Here is a 16,052-nt window from a genome sequence, read left to right as displayed (position 1 = left end):
ACATGTGGGTGGTGGCCACCGCCGGGCACGTCGACCACGGCAAGTCCACGCTGGTGCGGGCGCTGACCGGGATGGAACCGGACCGCTGGGCGGAGGAACGCCGCCGGGGCATGACCATCGACCTCGGCTTCGCCTGGACCACGCTGCCCTCCGGCGGCACGCTGGCGTTCGTCGACGTGCCCGGGCACGAACGGTTCGTGCCGAACATGCTGGCCGGCGTCGGCCCCGTGCCGGCCGCGCTGGTCGTGGTCGGCGCCGACGAGGGCTGGATGCCGCAGTCCGCCGAGCACCTGGCCGCGCTGGACGCGCTGGGCGTGTCGTACGGGCTGCTGGCGGTGACCCGCGCGGACCTCGCCGATCCGGGGCCGGCGACGGCGCGGGCCCGCGCGGAGATCGCCGCGACCTCGCTCGGCGAGGTGGAGGCGGTGGCCGTCTCGGCGGTCACCGGCGCGGGGCTGCCCGAGCTGCGCGCCGCGCTGGACCGGCTGGTCGCCCGGCTGCCCGACCCGGCCCACGACGCCCCGGTGCGGCTCTGGGTGGACCGGTCCTTCACGGTCCGGGGCAGCGGCACGGTGGTCACCGGCACGCTCGGCGGCGGTCGGCTGCGCGTCGGCGACGAACTCGAACTCGCCGCCACCGGCGAGCCGGTGCGGGTACGCGGCCTGCATTCGCTGGGCGTCGCACGGTCGGAGGTCGACGCGGTGGCGCGGGTGGCGGTGAACCTGCGCGGCCTGCCCCGGGACCGGGTGGGGCGCGGCGACGCGCTGCTGCGCCCCGGCCGGTTCGGTCGCACCGACCTGCTCGACGTGCGGCTGGCCGGTGACCCGGCCGCCGACCTGCCGGCCACCCTCACGCTGCACGTCGGTTCCGCCGCGGTGCCCGCCCGGGTCCGGCCGCTGGGCCCGGACACGGTCCGGCTGCGCCTGGCCCGCCCGCTGCCGCTGCTGATCGGCGACCGGGCGCTGCTGCGCGACCCGGGCCGGCACCACGTGGCCGGCGGCGTGACGGTGCTGGACGTGGACCCGCCGCCGCTGCGTCGCCGGGGCGCGGCGGCGGCCCGCGCCGCCGTGCTGGCCGGGCTGGACGGGCGGCCCGACCCGGTCGGTGAGCTGCGCCGGCGGCGGCTGGTCCGGGCCGGGCAGCTCACCCGGATGGGCGTGCCGCCGGCCGCCCCGCCGGTGGCCGGTGACTGGCTGGCCGACCCCGACCACTGGCGCGACCTGGGCCGCCGGCTCACCGACGAGGTCGCCCGGTACGCCGCCGCGCACCCGCTCGCCGCCGGCGTGCCGCTCGACGCGCTGCGCCACCGCCTCGGCCTGCCCGACCGGGCACTGGTGACCGCGCTGCTGCGCCCGCCGCTGCGGCTGCACGCCGGCCTGGTCACCGCCGCCCCGGCCGGGACGCTGCCCGACCCGGTCGCCCGCGCGGTGGCGACGGTGCGCGCCGAGTACGGCGACCGGCCGTTCCAGGCGCCCGAGGCGCACCACCTCGCCGGCCTCGGCCTGGGCCCGAAGGAGATCGGCGCGGCGGTACGGGCCGGGGCGCTGGTGCGGCTGGCCGAGAACGTGGTGCTGCTGCCCGGCGCGCCGGACGACGCGGCGCGGATCCTCGCCGGGCTGCCGCAGCCGTTCACGCTCAGCGCCGCCCGGCAGGCGCTGGGCACCACCCGTCGGGTGGCGGTGCCGCTGCTGGAGCTGCTGGACCGTCGCGGCCTCACCCGCCGGCTGCCCGACGACGCCCGCGAGGTGGTCCGCCCACCCGGCTGACCGGGCGGGTGAGCCAACCGGCGACGACGGCCCGGCCCGGTCACCTACCGTGACGCCATGGACCCTTCCGCGGTCTGGCGGGACAAGAACCACAGGTGGCGGATCGAGGCGTACCGGGCCCCGGACCTGCGGTTCGCCATCTTCGCCACGAACGGCACCACCGAGTCGGCGCCGCTGTGGCTGTTCGGGATGGCCGCGTTGGCCCGCTGGCTGATGACCCACGCCGTCTCCCTCGACGACCTGGAGACGGACTGACCCGGACGGGGGACAACCGGGGCGAACCGGCCCTCCGCGCCGGTCGGTGGCCGTACCGTCCGGGGCGTGAAGGACCGAGGCATGCGGACGTTCGTCACCGTCCTGGCCGGGCTGGCCGTGATCTACTTCGGCGCCACCGGGCACCGCGCGAGCGGCGGGGAGGGCGGGGGCATCTCCGGCGGCGTGGTGCTGCTCGCCCTGCTCGCCTCGCTGCTGGCCTGGCACCTGACCCGGCCCGGCCCGGCCAAGTAGCCCGCCGGCTCAGCGGGCCGCCGCGGCGGAGCGGCTCACCTCACCGGCCGACTCCTCGCCGAGCGCCACCCGCACCAGCGCCGACGCCAGCCGCCCGAAGTCGGCCTCCCCGACCAACCCGACCAGGCTGCCCGGATTCGCCGGCAGACCCAGCCGCCGCGCCCCGGCCAGGGTGCGGCGGTCCGCGTACGGGCGCACGTCGGGCCAGACCGCCTGCGCCTCCCGCAGGAAGATGTCCGCCCCGGTCGGGCCGATGCCGGGGAACTCGGTGAGGAACCGGCGCAGCACCGTGCGGTCCGCGCCGGCCTCCCGGTGCAGCCGCCGCAGGTCGCCGTGCCACCGGTCCAGGCACAGCCGGGCCCCGGTGCCGAGCATGGTGGCGGTCCGCTCGTCGTAGCGCCGGTAGTGGCCCCGGCCCAACGCGTCGACCCGGTCCTGCCAGCTCGCCGCCTCCATCGCCTGCGGGGTCCGCCAGCCGGCGGAGAACAGCTCCCGGGCCGCGGCGACCGCCACGCTCGCCCGGATCCGGGTGCTCAGCAGCGTGGTGAGCACCAGCAACTGGTAGAGCGGACCGGGCCGGTCCGCGAGCGTGATCCCGGCCTCTTCCGCGTACGTGCGGGACTGCCGGTCCAGCAGGGCCCGCGCCACGTTCCGATCGTCCGGCATTCGACCGGGTTACCCGCCCGGGGCCGGCCCAGACCCGTCGGCGGCATCGGAATGCGCCGGCCGGCGGCGGGTACCCGGACGACGTGCGTGGTCGACGGCCGCGCGCTCCCACCGGGAAGGGAGAGACCAGTGGTCAAGCCCCAGCAGGAGGAGCTGCGCCGGAACGATCTCGGTGCGACCAGCCAGGACAGTCGGAAGTCCGCCGTCACGGGCGGTGACCGCTCGCGGGGCGGGGGCACGTCCAACGCCGACGCCGGCCGGCGGGTGCCGAAGGGACAGGCGTCGCCGTACGGCCCGGCCGGCGAGCCGGTGGCCGAGGACGCCAGCGACCGCTAACCGCGCGGCGACGACGGCCGCAGCCGCCGCCAGGTGGCTGCGGCCGCCAGCCCGTACGCCAGGTGCGGCACCAGGTCGGACGCCCAGTCGACGCGCCGCCAGGTGCGCGGGTCGGTCACGCCGAGCAGCGTCATCGAGCTGTCCGAGGTGGCCATCACGCCGCCGCCGAGCAGCGTCACGGCCACCGGCAGCGGCACCCGGCGGCGCGCGGCGAGCAGGCCGAACACGGCGCCGGCGGCGATGCCGGTGGCGTACCCGAGCACCGGCCCGAGGCCGGCGCGGCGGTTCGCCGCCTCCTCGGCGGGCCCGAGGTCGACGTGCGCCACGTCGGCGAGTCGGCCGGCGGTGGTCTCCGGCGTGCTGCTGGCCGGACGGGCCCGCAGCGTCATGTCGAGGTAGCTGACCACGTTCAGCACGGCGCTGCCGACGGCGCCCGCGATGGCGCCGTCGACCAGGGACGCCGCTCTCACTTCGGGTCGCCCGGTTCGCGTTCGCCCTTGGGCCCGTAGGTCCGTTCGCCCCGGACGACGCCGCGCTGACCCCGGTCGTCCTGCAGGATCCGGTTGGCCACCTGGTTCGCCTCCTGGTCGGCAGCCCGCCCGGACTGCTCGACGCGGTCGCGCAACCGCGCCCGCTGCTTGTCGTACGCGTTGCTGCCCGGCCGTGGTCCTGGCATCGCTGCCTCCTCCGGTCGCTGTCGCTGTCGGCCCCGTCTACCCGCCCCGGCCGGCGCCAACCGTGGGGCCGGACGCCGCCGCGTCCGCCGCCCGGCCCGGCGCTCACTCGGGAGCGCGGACCACCGCCACCGGGCAGTCGGCGCGGTGCAGCAGGGCCTGGCTCACCGAGCCGAGCAGCAGCCCGGTCAGCTCGCCGCGGCCCCGCCGGCCCACCACGACCAGCTGGGCGTCGCGGCCGGCCGCGACCAGCGCCGCGACCGGCCGGGCGTGCGTCACCTCGCGGGTCACCGGCACGTCCGGCCAGCGTTCCGCGATGCCGGCCAGCGACTCGGCCAGCACCCGGTCCTCCTCGCCGCGGAGGTGGTCCTCGTCGTGCACCAGGGGCTGCATGTCGCCGGGCCCGGTCGAGGCCGGGTGGGTGTAGGCGTGCACCGCGTGCAGCCGGGCCCCGCGCGAGGAGGCGGTGCCGGCGGCGAACTCGACGGCGGCGCGCGACTGCGGGGAGCCGTCCACGCCGACCACCACCGGGCCGGCGTCGCGGCCCGTCCCGCGGACGACCAGCACCGGGCAGTCGGCGTACGAGGCGACCTGCACCGCGACGGAGCCGAGCACCAGCGCGGCGAAACCGCCGAGGCCCCGGTCGCCGAGCACCATCAGGGCGGCGGTGGGGGACTCGCCGAGCAGCACGGCGGCCGCCTCCCCGTCGATGATCTCGCCGGTGATCCGCAGCCCGGGGCACTCCGCCTCGGCCGTCGCGACCGCGTCGCCGACCAGTTGTTCGGCCTGGTGGCGCAGGCCGGCGCCGGGTGGCGCCTGCGCGGGCGCCGACACCGGCACCCGCAGCAGCGGCCAGATGAAGCCGTGCACCACGCGCAGCGGACGGTTGCGGCGAGCGGCCTCCCGGGCGGCCAGCCGCACGGCCCGCGTCGCCGGCTCGGAGCCGTCCACGCCGACCACCACCGCCGCGCCGTTCGCCGAGTTCACCGGTACCTCCTCCTTGCCGCCGGCCGCCCCGCCGGCCCGCGCCGCCAGTATCGCGGCCGGCGTGGCCCCGCCGGGGCGATACCGGGTGAGTCGACCGCTCGGTACGCTGACGCCAGCGCGCACGGGAGGGAGCCCCGTCGATGGTCGAGCCGGACCCGCCCAGCACCGCCCGCATGATCGACCACTGGCTCGGCGGCCGGGACCACCGCCCGGTGGACGTGGCCGCGGCGACCGCGTTCGAGGCGGCGTACGGGCCGTGCGCGGCAATCTTCCGCTCGTTGCGGGCCTTTCTCGGCCGCACCGTGCGGGCCGTTGCCGCCGCCGGGGTGGACGAGTTCCTCGTCTTCGGCGCGGGCGTGCCGACCTGCGGAAACGTGCACGAGGTGGCGCCCGGGGCGAGCGTGCTCTACACCGACGCCGACCCGGAGACCGTCCGGCTCGGCCAGCGCCTACTGGCCGGCAGCGACCGGGCCGGCTACGGCTACGGTGACGCCACCGACATCGGCACGCTCGATCCGGCCCAGCTACGTCGCTTCGTGCCGGGCTGGGGCAGCCGACCGGTCGGGGTGGTCTTCCTGGGCCTGGCCGCGTTCCTCGACGACGACACGCTCGCCCGGACGCTCGACGAGCTGTACCGGGCGGCGGCGCCGGGCAGTTGGCTGGCGATCGACTTCGACGGCCCGGAACTCGCCGCGTACCCGGAGGCGCTGGCCATGATGGGGCCGGCGTTCCGGATGCGCGAGCCCGAGCGGTTCCCGCCGCTGCTCGGCCGGTGGCGTCCGACGGCCGAGGGCGTGGTGCCGGTCGCGCGGTGGCGGCCGGTGGGCGAACCGGAGCCGGTGCCGGACGCGTTCCACGGCGTGCTGGCGTGTCGACCGGCCGACTGAGCCGCCGGTCGAGGTGGCGCGTCCGGTGTCGGTCCTCCTCCGTATGATGTTTGCCCTGTAGCAATAGTCGTCATCGGAGGATGAAGCATGCCGGAGGCGTCCGGATCGGTGTCGCGTGCCCTGCGCACGGCGCCCCCCGACCAGCTGGTGGAGACCGCGGACGCGGTGTTGCGCCACACGCTCGGCGCCGCGCGTGCGGAGGTGTTCGTCGCCGACTACCGGTCCAGCGGCCTGTGGCCGGTGCTGGACCCGGAGCGCCCCGACGGCGGCCCGCTCCGCTCCCACGGGGTGGCCCAGCGCTGCTTCAGCAGCCAGGAGCCGGTGCTGGACACCGCCGACGACGGCCGGTGCCGGGCCTACCTGCCGCTGTCGGTGTGGGGCGAACGGCTCGGGGTGCTGATGGTCGAGCTGCCGGCCGTTCCGGACGCGGCGACGGTGGCGGCGGCCCGGGACGCCGCCGGCGACCTGGCGGTGGCGATCCGCGCCGCCGACCGGGAGACCGACCGCTACCGCCGGGCGCGTCGCCGGGAGCGGCTCAGCATGGCCGCCGAGATGCAGTGGGACCTGCTGCCCGGGCGCAGCGTCCGGCACGGCGACGTGCTGCTGGCCGGGCAGCTCGAGCCGGCGTACACGGTGGGGGGTGACCACTTCGACTGGTCCGTCGACGGGGACCGGCTCACCGTCACGGTGCTCAACGGCGCCGGCAACGGGTTGTCCGCGTCGCTGCTCACCGCCGTGACCGTCAACGCGATGCGCAACGCGCGCCGCTCCGGCGGCAGCCTGGTGGAGCAGGCGGAGCTGGCCTCGGACACGATCTTCTACCAGCACCGGGGGAGTCGGCACGTGGCCACGCTGCTGCTGGAGCTGGACGGCCGGCGGGGCGTGGTCCGGGCGGTGGACGCGGGTTCCCCGCACGTGCTGCGGCTGCGCGGCGGCCGGGTCACCCGGGTCACCCTGGACCAGCAGCTGCCGCTGGGCATGTTCGCCGAGACCCGGTACGACGTGCAGGAGTTCGGCCTGGAGCCGGGCGACCGGCTCTTCGTCGTCAGCGACGGGGTGTACGCGGCGGAGCCGGACGAGCAGGAGCCCTACGGCGCGCGGGCGATGGCGCGGGCGATGCGGTCCACTCGGCTGCAGCCGGCCACCGAGGCAGTTGGTACGGTGATGCGCGAACTGCACGCGTACCATGCCGACGCGGATCTCCGCGACGACGCGGTCGTCGTCTGCCTGGACTGGCGCGGTTCCAGCCGGCCGGACGACGCCTCGCGGCGGTGACCGGGGCGGCGGGGCGAACACGAGCGGGACGATCGCAGGGGACAGCGAGTGGAGCGACCTCCGAATCTTGCCGCGGCCGTCGAGGCGGCTGCCGAGGCGCTCATCGGTGTGCTCGACTCGGCCACCTCGCGGCACAACCTCAGCGTCTCGCCCACCCAGTTGCGGGTGCTGTCGCTGATCATGGCGCACCCGGACACCAACGTGAACCGGCTGGCCGAGCTGCTGGACGTGGTGCCGTCGTCGGCGAGCCGGCTCTGCGACCGGCTGGAGGCGGTCGGGTTGCTGCGCCGGGTGGCCGACCCGAGGGACCGGCGCGAGGTGCGGCTGCTGCCCACGAATGCGGCGGAGTCGCTGCTGAGCGAGTTGCAGGAGCGGCGGCACCGGGCGGTGCAGGCGGTGCTCGACCGGATGCCGCACCGGGTGCAGCACGACTTGTTGCTGGCGTTGCTGGCGTTCGGTCAGGCGGCCACCATGACCGCGCCGCAGACCGGGTCCGACTCCACCGCCCGCTCGGCGTGAGCGCGGGGGCGCGAGCCGCAGCCGCTCCACTAGTGTCCTAGGATGCCTTACGCGATGTGACGCTGCCCACCGCCGCCACGCTGAGCAGCCACGCAGCAGGGCAGCCGGGAGAGCGCGGGAAGCCCGATATAGTGGCAGCGCAACTGGCCGGCCCGGGTCACTGTGACCGAGGGCCGCATCGGGGAGGTCCCAGCCCGGGATCGCAGAGGCTGCCGGCGTCTGACCGGCCGGCAACGCGCACGTTCCTCCGGCGGCCGATCGACGGCCGCCGGACCGTGCTGCGGAGGGAGGGTGAGGGGTGTCGCGTCGGCCGGCTCCAGCGGAGCACCCGGGGGACACGGCGACGGTGGCGGCGGACCGCGTCCTCACGTTGCCGAACCTGATCAGCTTCGTCCGGCTGCTGGGCGTGCCGCTGTTCCTCTATCTCTTCCTCGTGGTCCACGCCGACGTGGTCGCCATCGTGGTGCTGGCGGTGGGTGGCACCAGCGACTGGGTGGACGGCTGGATCGCGCGGCGCCTGCGGCAGGTGAGCCGGTTGGGTGAGCTGCTGGACCCGCTCGCCGACCGGCTCTACATTCTCGCCACGCTGCTCGCGTTCACCGCCCGCGAGGTGGTCCCCTGGCAGTTCACCGCGGCGCTGTTGGCCCGGGAGCTGCTGCTGCTCGGCTCACTGGGGGTGCTGCGCCGGCACGGCTACGGGCCGCCGCCGGTGCACTACGTGGGCAAGACCGCGACGTTCCTGCTGTTGGCGGCGTTCCCGATCCTGCTGCTGGCCGACGCCGCGCCGGGCGCGGCCACCGTCGCCGGGGCGATCGGCTGGGGGCTGGCCTGGTGGGGGCTGGTCCTCTACTGGGCCGCCGGGGCGATGTACGTGGTGCAGGCGCGCCGCCTGGTCCGGGCGATGCGGGCCCGGCGCGTGGGGGTGTCGGCGTGACGGCGGCGCCGCCGCGGGACGGGGAACGCGACCCGTCGGGGCGGGTGTACGCGCCGGACTTCCTGACCGAGTTGTTCCGCAATCCGTTGGATCCGGGGTACGGGGACGCCGCGGCGCGGCGTGCGGTCGGTCCGGTGTCGCGGCTGCGGCAGGTGCTGGCCCGGCCGGTGAGCCTGGTGGTCCTGGCGGTGATCGGGTTCCTGTTCGCGGTGGCGTACCGGGAGACGATGGCGGACGAGCCGAGCCGGGCGACGGCGCGGGCCGGGTTGATCGCGGAGATCAAGCAACGGGAGGCGGAGACCGACCGGTTGACCCAGCGGGCGGAGCAGTTGCGCGTGGAGGTCGGTCGGCAGCGGGACGCGGCGTTGAGCGGTTCGCAGGCGTCCCGGTTGCGCAGTCTTGAGGCGGGGACGGGCCTGGGGCGGGTGCGCGGCGACGGTGTGGTGGTGCGGTTGGTGGACGCGCCGCGGGACAAGGACGCGGTGACGGGTGCCGAGGCGGGTCCGTCGCAGGTGTTGTACTCGGATCTGCAGAAGGTCGCGAACGGTCTGTGGGCGGCGGGCGCGGAGGCGGTGTCGATCAACGGGCAGCGGCTGACGGCGACGTCGACGATCCGGCAGGCCGGGGAGGCGATCCTGGTGGACTACCGGCCGGTGACGAGCCCGTACGAGGTGCAGGCGATCGGGCCGGGGTCGATGCGGGACCGGTTCGACGACGGTCGGGCGGCGGCGTTGATGCGTGAGGTGGCGAAGACGACGGGGTTGTCGTTCGGGGTGAAGGAGGTCGACGACCTCACCCTGCCGGCGGCTCCTGAGCCACGGCTACGCTACGCCGAGCCGCCGGCGAGTCCGAGTCCGGTGCCGTCGGGTTCGGGTGTCGCGGGCTCGTCCAGTCCCGGGCCGTCCGGCTCGGGTGTTTCTCCCAGTCCCTCCGGAGGTGGCCGATGATCGCGGTGCTGGCGTTGCTCGCCGGGGTGGTGCTGGGGGTGTATCTGGATCCCACGGTGCCGGCGGCGTTGCAGCCGTATCTGCCGATCGCGGTGGTGGCCGCGTTGGACGCGGTGTTCGGTGGGGTGCGGGCGAAGCTGGACCGGATCTTCGACGACAAGCAGTTCGTGGTGTCGTTCATCTCGAACGTGCTGGTGGCGGGTCTGATCGTGTACCTGGGTGACCAGTTGGGGGTGGGCGGTCAGTTGTCCACCGGTGTGGTGGTCGTGCTCGGGGTGCGCATCTTCGGGAACGTGGCGGCGATCCGCCGGCACCTGTTCCGGGCGTAGGTTGGTGGGGATGAGCGAGGAGCACAGGGAGACGGGTACGGGCTGGCCGTCGCCGGCGGGGCCGGGGCGGCCGTCGGGTCCGGCGGGTGAGCCGGATCCGCGTCCGGACGCGCCCGATCCGGACGAGTTGAGCCCGTTGGCGCCGGTGGAGCCCGTGGAGCCGGTGTCGCCCGCGGAGCGGGAGGACGTGCCGGCGCCGGCGGAGGAGCCGGGGGCCGGGGCGGCGCCGGATCGTGCGCCGGGGTCGCGGCGGTTGACGTCGGCGGGCGCGATGATCGCGGTGTTGCTGGCGTTGTTGGGCTTCACGCTGGTGGTGCAGTTGAAGACGACGTCGACGGATCCGACGCTCGCGGCGACGCGGGAGGAGGACCTGGTGCGGATCTCGTCGGATCTGGATTCGCGGGAGCGGCGGCTGCGGCAGGACATCGAGGCGTTGGAGGAGAGCCAGCGTCAGTTGCGCTCCGGTGAGCTGGGTCGGCAGGCGGCGTTGGAGGAGGCGACGCGGCGGGCGGACGAGCTGGGCATTCTGGCGGGGACGCTGCCGGCGGTGGGGCCGGGTCTTGAGGTGCGGTTCTCGGGGCCGGAGAAGGCGATGTCGTCGACGCGGATCCTGGACGCGGTGCAGGAGTTGCGGGGTGCGGGCGCGGAGGCGATGCAGATCCAGGGTGCGGACGGCACCGCGGTGCGGATCATCGCGTCGACGTATTTCGTGGACGCGTCGGGTGGGGGTCTGGTGGTGGACGGGCGGCGGTTGAGTGGCCCGTACACGATCCTGGTGATCGGTGACCCGGCGACGATGCGTACGGCGTTGAACATTCCGGGCGGGGTGGTCTCATCGGTGCGGGACGCCGCCGGTAACGTGACGTCCGAGGATCGTGAGGTTGTGGAGGTTTCGCAGCTGCACGCGCCGATCAAGCTGGACCACGCCCGGCCGGTCTCCTGACCGGTCGCGGCCCGCGCCGGTTCGTCCGGTGCACCGATGACGAAGGACGCAGCTGGTGATTCCTGAGGATCTGCGGTATACCGCCGAGCACGAGTGGGTGGTCGGTGGTGACGGTGGTGTCGTCCGCGTCGGTATCACGCACTTCGCGCAGGATGCCCTGGGTGACATCGTGTTCGTTCAGCTGCCGGACTCCGGTGCGGTGGTGGCGGCCGGTGAGTCGCTGGGGGAGATCGAGTCGACGAAGAGCGTGTCGGAGATCTACGCGCCGTTGAGTGGCACGGTGTCGGCGCGCAACGAGGCGTTGACCGACACGCCGGAGGTGATCAACACGGATCCGTACGGTGCGGGTTGGTTGGTGGAGATCACTCCGGATGATCCGGCGGCGGTCGAGGGTCTGTTGACCGCTGATGCGTACCGCGAGCTCACCGAGAGCTGAGTTCGTGTCGTGCCGGGCGGGCGGGGTTGGTTCCGCGCGTCCGGTTGCCCTGCATTTCGGCGCTGGCTAGGCTCGCCCAGTCGACCGAGAATCAATTGTTTGAGCGTTGCGGAATGCGCCTTCCCGGGCATGGGGAGCCAGCCGCCGGGTGTGGGTTCGCCCGGCGGCCAGACCCGCCATTCCCCGACGCCGACCGAACAGATCCGTGAGGTGGTCCCATGACGCGGCCCGACGACGAGTTCCCCCCGCTCGACGTCACTTCGACGCTCAATCTCGGTTCGCTCGACGAAGTGCTGGAGGGGCCGGACACCGATGTGGTGCCGAGCCGCATGTCCGGTTCGTTGCCGCCGGGAATGGCGTTGCTGGTGGTTCGGCGGGGCCCGAATGCGGGTGCCCGGTTCCTGTTGGATCACGATGTGACGACGAGTGGTCGGCACCCGGACAGTGACATCTTCCTCGATGATGTGACGGTGTCGCGGCGGCACGCGGAGTTCCATCGGGACGGCGGCACGTTCACGGTGCGGGATGTGGGCAGCCTGAACGGCACGTATGTGAACCGTGAGCGGGTCGAGGCGGCGACGTTGAGCAACGGTGACGAGGTGCAGATCGGCAAGTTCCGGGTCGTGTTCATCGCTGGTCCGCGCCCGGAGGAGGAGGCCGGCCGGGGGTGAACGAGCCTGCGGCTTCGACGCCGTCCGGGGCGGGGCGGGCGCCTGCGCTGATGAGTATCGGCGAGGTGCTGGCGCAGTTGCGGGCGGAGTTTCCGGACGTGACGATCTCGAAGTTGCGGTTCCTGGAGGCCGAGGGCCTGGTGGAGCCGCAGCGGACGCCGGCGGGTTACCGGAAGTACGGCTGGGACGACGTGGCGCGGTTGCGGTTCGTGCTGTCCGCGCAGCGGGATCAGTATCTGCCGTTGCGGGTGATCCGGGATCAGTTGGCGCAGTGGGACGGCTCGGATGTGTCGCCGTCGGGGCGGGCGCGGCCGAATCTGGTGGCGGTCGGTCCGGGTGGTGTGGTGCCGGGTCGGGAGGCGCCGGAGCCGGTGGAGTCGCCGGAGGTGCGGCTGGGCCGGGCGGAGTTGATTGCCCGTAGCGGGGTCGACGAGTCGACGTTGGTCGAGTTGGAGCGGCTCGGTGTGCTGGTGTCGGATCCGCCGGGTTGGTACGACGGGGATGCGTTGATCATCGCGAGTGCGGTGGCGGGGTTGGCGGCGTACGGGTTCCAGCCGCGGCATCTGCGGGCGTACCGGTCGGCGGCGGATCGGGAGGTCGGTCTGTTCGCGCAGTTGGTGGCGCCGTTGGCGCGGCAGAGTGATCCGGCGGCGCGGGCGCGGGCGGCGGAGACGGCGCGGGAGTTGATGGCGTTGTCGCAGCAGTTGCACGCGGCGTTGGTGCGGGTGGGGCTGCGGTCGACGTTGGGTCGGTGAGGTTGTCGGTGGGGGTCGGGCGCCGGTGGGTGCCCGGCCCCTTTCGTCGTGGGTGGGCGCGGAAAGATCGGCCGGGATGGGCGTGTCGTAGGCTTGCCGGGGTAAGCCCGTCTGTCGAGGCGTGGTGCACGTAGCGCGTGGGACTCTCGTGTCCTGGTCCGTGTACCGTGCAGGGAAGGGCGCGGTGCGCAGGTGACGACGACACGGAGGCGGCGGTGCGCGAGCTGAGCGTGGTCGGAGTTCGGGTGGAGTTGCCGAGCAACCAGCCGATCGTCCTGCTGCGGGAGGTCGAGGGGGACCGCTATCTGCCGATCTGGATCGGTGCGGTCGAGGCGACGGCCATTGCCTATGAGCAGCAGGGGGTCAAGCCGGCGCGGCCGTTGACGCATGATCTTCTGCGGGATGTGTTGGCGGCGTTGCAGGCGCCGTTGCGGGCGGTGGAGATCACGGAGTTGAAGGAGAACGTCTTCTACGCGGATCTGCTGCTGGGTGACGGGGTGCGGGTGTCGGCGCGGCCGAGTGACTCCATCGCGTTGGCGTTGCGGGTGGGTGCGCCGATTCGTTGTGCGGAGCAGGTCCTGAGTGAGGCGGGGATTGTGATTCCGGACGAGCAGGAGGACGAGGTGGAGAAGTTCCGGGAGTTCCTGGAGCAGGTGCGGCCGGAGGATTTCGCGGGCTGACTGGTGGCCGGCCGGGTGGCCGGGGTGCGCGGCGGCGGTTGTCACTGTGGTGGCGGCTGGCCGCCGTGTGTGCTGTCGTGGGTTGGTGGCGCGGCGTGTCGGGGTTCTCCTGCCGGTGTTGTCGGCGGTCCGGCGTTAGGGTTGCCGTGTCGAGGGGTGCGCGTACGGGGAAGTCGACGTGGCGCCGCACGGGCGGGGAGGTTGGTCCGGATGCACGAGCCGCGGGATCCTGGTCCGAGTTCGGAGCAGCAGGCGGGTGTAGGGCCCGAGTCGTTCGGTGACGGCGAGGTGGGTTATCGGGGTGTGACCGCGTGTTCGGCGGTGGGCATCAGTTACCGGCAGTTGGACTACTGGGCGCGGACGTCGCTGGTGGTGCCGAGTGTTCGGGACGCGTCGGGTTCGGGGACGTCCCGGTTGTATTCGTTCCGCGATCTGGTGGTGTTGAAGGTCGTGAAGCGGTTGTTGGACGCGGGGGTGTCGTTGCAGAACATCCGTCGGGCGATCGAGGCGTTGCGGTCGCGTGGGGTGGATGATCTGGCCGGCATCACGTTGATCTCCGATGGGACGACGGTGTACGAGTGCCGGTCGCCGGAGGAGGTGGTCGACCTGTTGCAGGGGGGCCAGGGCGTGTTCGGCATCGCGATCGGTGGGGCGTTCAAGGAGATCCAGGGTTCGTTGTCGCATCTGCCGGCGGAGCCGGCGGGTGGGTCGGGTCGGGAGGTTCCGGTGGAGCCGGAGCCGGAGGCGGATTCGGTGGGGGACGAGTTGGCGGCGCGTCGTGCGCGGCGTCGTGCCGGGTGATCGTCGGCGTTTCGGTTTTGGGATCGCGTCGTGGCTTTTCGCCCGGCGCGATCTTTTGTTTGGTGACGGTGGGTGAGTGTGTGGGGTTGGGTGGGGCGGCTTCGGTGGTGGGTGGGGTGTGTGCAGGTCGCGAGGGGTAGCGGTGTGGTGTCCGAAAGAGACGGTGGGTTGCTCGGGTGGGGTCGCGGGGGTGCCGTTTTTACTGTCCGTGGTTGAGGGTTGTCGGGATGGGGTTGGGGCAGGCGTGAACGGTGGCGGTGGGCGCGCTATGGTCCGTCACTGTCGTCGACGCGTCGATGTCACGGTGCGTGTTGTCGCGTCGACTGGCGTTGTCCCTGCCGCGGCGTCGCCGCGGGGCCCCTTGGTGGAAGGACCGAGCATGACGGTGACGAATGAGGCCACCCCGATCTCCCACTACGACCGCATCGGTGGTGCGGCGGCGGTGAAGGCGGCGGTGGAGCTGTTCTACGACCGGGTGTTGGCGGATCGGGAGTTGGCCGGCTACTTCGCCGACGTGGACATGGTGGCGCAGCGGCGGCATCTGGCGTTGATGTTGGCGGTGGTGCTGGGTGGGCCGAACGAGTACGCGGGTCGGGGGTTGGCGGAGGCGCATCAGCCGTTGGGCATTCCGGGGGCGCACTACGCGCGGGTCGGTGAGCATCTGAGCGCGACGTTGGTGGAGTTGGGTGTGCCGGCGGAGGTGGTCGCCGACGTGCAGGTGGTGTTGGGTCAGGTGCGGGATCAGATCGTGTCGGCGGGGAACGCCTGAGCGTGGACGTGGATCGGCTCAGGCAGAGCTGGTCGGTGGTTGCCGGGCACGGTGACCAGGTGCCGCTCTACTTCTATTCGACGTTGTTCCTGGCGCATCCGGAGATCCGGCAGATGTTCCCGACGAACATGGCGGGGCAGCGGGACCGGTTGGTGTCGGCGTTGGGGCACATCGTGTCGCACGTGGACCAGGTGGATCGGCTGGTCGGTTTCCTGGGGCAGTTGGGCGCGGATCACCGTAAGTTCGCGGTGCGTGCCGAGCATTACCCGGCGGTCGGTGAGGCGCTGGTGGAGACGCTGCGGCATTTCTGCGGTGACGGGTGGTCCGAGGAGTTGGCGGCCGACTGGTCGGCGGCGTACGGGTTGGTGTCGCGGGTGATGACGGAGGCCGCGCAGGCGGCGGAGGCGCATTCGCCGCCGTGGTGGGTGGCGGAGGTGTTGACCCATGAGCAGCGCACGTTCGACGTGGCGGTGTTGACGGTCCGCCCGCAGTATCTGTTGCCGTTCGTGCCGGGGCAGTCGATCGGGGTGTCGCATCCGGCGGTGCGGTCGTGGCGGTACTACTCGCCGGCGAACGCGCCGCGCGCGGACGGCACGGTGGAGTTGCACGTGCGGGCGGCGCCGGGTGGCGCGGTGTCGTCGCGGCTGGTGTACGGGTGCGCGGCGGGGGATCAGATCCATTTGGCGGCGCCGGTGGGGGACGGGTTGGCGTTGCGGCTGGCCGGGTCGTCGGATCTGTTGCTGTTGGCCGGTGGGACCGGTTGGGCGCCGGTGAAGGCGCTGGTGGAGCAGGTCGCGGCGGAGGGGTCGGGCCGGCGGGTGGACCTGTATGTGGGGGCGCGGTCGAGGTTGGAGTTCTACGACAGCGAGGCGATCGACAAGGTGGCCGCGTCGTGTCCGTGGTTGCGGGTGTCGTACGTGGCGGGCTCGGATCCGGTGCGGCCGGGTGAGCCGGCGCGGGTGGTGGACCGGGTGTTGGCCGACGGGGACTGGCGGTCGCGGCACGTGTACGTGTGCGGGTCCGACGAGATGGTGGGTCAGTCGGTGGCGGCGTTGACGGGGGCCGGTTACCGGCCGGGTCAGGTGCACCACGAGGGTTTCGGCAGGCAGGGGTACGGGCCGGCGTGGCGTGCCGTCACGGCCGCCGACGAGTCGGGGGCGGCCCGGTGAG

Annotated in this window: 22 protein-coding genes; 18 read left to right on the top strand and 4 right to left on the bottom strand. The window is 73.6% G+C overall.

All coding sequences use genetic code 11. The features are described 5' to 3' along the window. The first annotated feature begins 2 nt into the window (after positions 1 to 2). The 3 genes from selB to ACIA6B_RS02455 all read left to right on the top strand — a co-directional run bounded on the left by selB (position 3) and on the right by ACIA6B_RS02455 (position 2,273). The gene (gene selB, locus ACIA6B_RS02465) at positions 3 to 1,766 is read left to right on the top strand and encodes a selenocysteine-specific translation elongation factor (protein ID WP_396770167.1); all 1,764 of its coding nucleotides are present in this window, start codon (positions 3 to 5) and stop codon (positions 1,764 to 1,766) included. 57 nt (positions 1,767 to 1,823) lie between these two features. After that, on the top strand, positions 1,824 to 2,021 hold the full coding sequence (locus ACIA6B_RS02460) for a hypothetical protein (RefSeq protein ID WP_107157830.1): 198 nt from the start codon (positions 1,824 to 1,826) through the stop codon (positions 2,019 to 2,021). A 66-nt stretch (positions 2,022 to 2,087) separates the two neighbouring features. Continuing rightward, positions 2,088 to 2,273, top strand: a complete 186-nt coding sequence (locus ACIA6B_RS02455) for a hypothetical protein (RefSeq protein ID WP_107157906.1) — start codon at positions 2,088 to 2,090, stop codon at positions 2,271 to 2,273. Positions 2,274 to 2,282: 9 nt separating this feature from the next. Here the strand turns inward: ACIA6B_RS02455 and ACIA6B_RS02450 are convergent, their stop codons facing one another. Further along, positions 2,283 to 2,939, bottom strand: a complete 657-nt coding sequence (locus ACIA6B_RS02450) for a hypothetical protein (RefSeq protein ID WP_281941341.1) — start codon at positions 2,937 to 2,939, stop codon at positions 2,283 to 2,285. Between the two features lie 129 nt (positions 2,940 to 3,068). Here ACIA6B_RS02450 and ACIA6B_RS02445 point away from each other — a divergent pair, with 129 nt between their 5' ends. After that, positions 3,069 to 3,275 (top strand): hypothetical protein, encoded by a 207-nt coding sequence (locus tag ACIA6B_RS02445; RefSeq protein WP_396770164.1) that lies wholly within the window; start codon positions 3,069 to 3,071, stop codon positions 3,273 to 3,275. Here the strand turns inward: ACIA6B_RS02445 and ACIA6B_RS02440 are convergent. From ACIA6B_RS02440 to ACIA6B_RS02430, 3 genes are all read right to left on the bottom strand, one after another. Next, the gene (locus ACIA6B_RS02440) at positions 3,272 to 3,745 is read right to left on the bottom strand and encodes a hypothetical protein (protein ID WP_396770162.1); all 474 of its coding nucleotides are present in this window, start codon (positions 3,743 to 3,745) and stop codon (positions 3,272 to 3,274) included. The genes ACIA6B_RS02445 and ACIA6B_RS02440 overlap by 4 nt on opposite strands. Beyond that, positions 3,742 to 3,951 (bottom strand): phosphatidylethanolamine-binding protein, encoded by a 210-nt coding sequence (locus tag ACIA6B_RS02435; RefSeq protein WP_091056824.1) that lies wholly within the window; start codon positions 3,949 to 3,951, stop codon positions 3,742 to 3,744. The genes ACIA6B_RS02440 and ACIA6B_RS02435 overlap by 4 nt, the downstream gene beginning before the upstream one ends. 103 nt (positions 3,952 to 4,054) lie before the next feature. Beyond that, positions 4,055 to 4,936 carry a universal stress protein gene (locus ACIA6B_RS02430; protein ID WP_396770160.1) on the bottom strand — a complete coding sequence of 294 codons (882 nt, stop codon included), beginning with the start codon at positions 4,934 to 4,936 and terminating at the stop codon, positions 4,055 to 4,057. A gap of 140 nt (positions 4,937 to 5,076) precedes the next feature. Between ACIA6B_RS02430 and ACIA6B_RS02425 the strand changes: the two genes are divergently transcribed. The 14 genes from ACIA6B_RS02425 to ACIA6B_RS02360 all read left to right on the top strand — a co-directional run bounded on the left by ACIA6B_RS02425 (position 5,077) and on the right by ACIA6B_RS02360 (position 16,051). Beyond that, positions 5,077 to 5,823, top strand: coding sequence for an SAM-dependent methyltransferase (locus ACIA6B_RS02425; protein ID WP_396770158.1), 747 nt, complete (start codon positions 5,077 to 5,079; stop codon positions 5,821 to 5,823). An 87-nt stretch (positions 5,824 to 5,910) separates the two neighbouring features. Then, complete coding sequence (locus ACIA6B_RS02420) at positions 5,911 to 7,098, top strand: PP2C family protein-serine/threonine phosphatase (protein ID WP_396770156.1); 1,188 nt, start codon at positions 5,911 to 5,913, stop codon at positions 7,096 to 7,098. Between the two features lie 48 nt (positions 7,099 to 7,146). Beyond that, positions 7,147 to 7,617 (top strand): MarR family transcriptional regulator, encoded by a 471-nt coding sequence (locus ACIA6B_RS02415; RefSeq protein WP_396770154.1) that lies wholly within the window; start codon positions 7,147 to 7,149, stop codon positions 7,615 to 7,617. 298 nt (positions 7,618 to 7,915) lie between these two features. After that, on the top strand, positions 7,916 to 8,551 hold the full coding sequence (locus tag ACIA6B_RS02410) for a CDP-alcohol phosphatidyltransferase family protein (protein WP_396770152.1): 636 nt from the start codon (positions 7,916 to 7,918) through the stop codon (positions 8,549 to 8,551). Further along, the gene (locus tag ACIA6B_RS02405; RefSeq protein ID WP_396770150.1) at positions 8,548 to 9,498 is read left to right on the top strand and encodes a DUF881 domain-containing protein; all 951 of its coding nucleotides are present in this window, start codon (positions 8,548 to 8,550) and stop codon (positions 9,496 to 9,498) included. The genes ACIA6B_RS02410 and ACIA6B_RS02405 overlap by 4 nt, the downstream gene beginning before the upstream one ends. Continuing rightward, on the top strand, positions 9,495 to 9,827 hold the full coding sequence (locus ACIA6B_RS02400; RefSeq protein ID WP_007071104.1) for a small basic family protein: 333 nt from the start codon (positions 9,495 to 9,497) through the stop codon (positions 9,825 to 9,827). Before ACIA6B_RS02405 ends, ACIA6B_RS02400 begins: the two co-directional genes overlap by 4 nt. Positions 9,828 to 9,837: 10 nt before the next feature. Then, a complete protein-coding gene (locus ACIA6B_RS02395) occupies positions 9,838 to 10,770 on the top strand; it encodes a DUF881 domain-containing protein (protein ID WP_396770148.1) in 933 nt (310 codons plus the stop codon). Between the two features lie 55 nt (positions 10,771 to 10,825). Beyond that, entirely contained in the window at positions 10,826 to 11,206 is a 381-nt protein-coding gene (gcvH, locus tag ACIA6B_RS02390; RefSeq protein WP_107157839.1) for a glycine cleavage system protein GcvH, read from the top strand. 218 nt (positions 11,207 to 11,424) lie between these two features. Next, positions 11,425 to 11,877 (top strand): FHA domain-containing protein, encoded by a 453-nt coding sequence (locus ACIA6B_RS02385; RefSeq protein WP_007071101.1) that lies wholly within the window; start codon positions 11,425 to 11,427, stop codon positions 11,875 to 11,877. Positions 11,878 to 11,927: 50 nt separating this feature from the next. Continuing rightward, positions 11,928 to 12,632 carry a MerR family transcriptional regulator gene (locus ACIA6B_RS02380; protein ID WP_396770146.1) on the top strand — a complete coding sequence of 235 codons (705 nt, stop codon included), beginning with the start codon at positions 11,928 to 11,930 and terminating at the stop codon, positions 12,630 to 12,632. 215 nt (positions 12,633 to 12,847) lie between these two features. Continuing rightward, positions 12,848 to 13,312 carry a bifunctional nuclease family protein gene (locus ACIA6B_RS02375; RefSeq protein WP_088647333.1) on the top strand — a complete coding sequence of 155 codons (465 nt, stop codon included), beginning with the start codon at positions 12,848 to 12,850 and terminating at the stop codon, positions 13,310 to 13,312. A gap of 210 nt (positions 13,313 to 13,522) precedes the next feature. Continuing rightward, positions 13,523 to 14,113: a MerR family transcriptional regulator gene (locus ACIA6B_RS02370; protein WP_281941314.1), complete on the top strand. Its 591-nt coding sequence runs from the start codon at positions 13,523 to 13,525 to the stop codon at positions 14,111 to 14,113. Between the two features lie 379 nt (positions 14,114 to 14,492). Further along, complete coding sequence (locus tag ACIA6B_RS02365; protein WP_396770143.1) at positions 14,493 to 14,882, top strand: group 1 truncated hemoglobin; 390 nt, start codon at positions 14,493 to 14,495, stop codon at positions 14,880 to 14,882. A 2-nt stretch (positions 14,883 to 14,884) separates the two neighbouring features. Next, positions 14,885 to 16,051 (top strand): globin domain-containing protein, encoded by a 1,167-nt coding sequence (locus tag ACIA6B_RS02360; protein WP_396770141.1) that lies wholly within the window; start codon positions 14,885 to 14,887, stop codon positions 16,049 to 16,051. The last annotated feature ends 1 nt before the right edge of the window (position 16,052 follow it).

Source organism: Micromonospora sp. NPDC051141, assembly GCF_044455765.1.
Lineage (GTDB): Bacteria > Actinomycetota > Actinomycetes > Mycobacteriales > Micromonosporaceae > Micromonospora.
Note: the sequence above shows the minus strand (reverse complement) of the source record. Positions and strands in the feature narration are given on the sequence as shown.